Genomic DNA, 796 nt, shown 5'->3' with positions numbered 1-796 from the left:
CATCAAACTCAAAATCGGTTGCAATGGTCGAGCCATTAACGGTCACGCCCCTTTCACTAAGCACAAACTCTTCCCTCGAGTAAGGCGCTACATCTTGCTCAACCCAGCGGCCATAAATTATTGATTTAGAGATGGGAGGATTAATGTACCGAGTGATCAAATCGCCATACAGCATACAAACAATGACCGTACCCAGCACTGCCATTAGCATGAGAGAACGTTCCGCCCACTTACGAAGTGACGCTTTTGTAGATGAATTAGACTCGTTTTGAGCAGTGATCGCAGCATTCTTATTTACAACTGAAGACATGAGGTTCACTTATTTGAAATAGACGCGCGTATTGTAACCTCCATAACCAAACTGGACAAAGCACCGTACTCCAGATGTTTGTGCTTTATTCCAAAAAATTGCCTTGCCATCAATTGAATAAAAAGACATTATTTAAGCATAAATAAACACAAGGAATGGCAGTAGTGAAAATTCGTAGTACCGCTCTCGTAAAAGGATTCCGCCAATCAACCCCTTACGTCAACGCTCACCGTGGGAAGACCATGGTGATCATGCTGGGAGGTGAAGCGGTCGCCCATAACAACTTTGGCAATATAATCAATGATATTGCTTTGATGCACAGTTTAGGCATCAAAGTCGTTGTCGTTTATGGTGCTCGTCCGCAAATCAATCAATTACTTGAAAAACAAGACCTTACTACGCCATACCACAAAAACATCCGAATTACCGATGAAGCGGCACTATCGGTAGTTATGCAAGCTGCTGGGCAGCTTCAACTAGCCATTA

At 43.2% G+C, this 796-nt stretch carries 1 protein-coding gene and 1 pseudogene; one reads left to right on the top strand and one right to left on the bottom strand.

Translation table 11 applies throughout. From position 1 onward, the window contains the following. Nucleotides 1–310, bottom strand: a 310-nt coding sequence (locus R7E78_RS25890) for a DUF2850 domain-containing protein (protein WP_318058577.1), incomplete at its 3' end; no start/stop codon positions are given. 164 nt (nt 311–474) lie between these two features. Here R7E78_RS25890 and R7E78_RS25885 point away from each other — a divergent pair. Beyond that, nucleotides 475–796, top strand: a pseudogene (locus tag R7E78_RS25885) (amino-acid N-acetyltransferase); the annotation flags it as partial.

The sequence above is a fragment of the Vibrio sp. YT-19(2023) genome (genome assembly GCF_033337395.1).
Note: the sequence above shows the minus strand (reverse complement) of the source record. Positions and strands in the feature narration are given on the sequence as shown.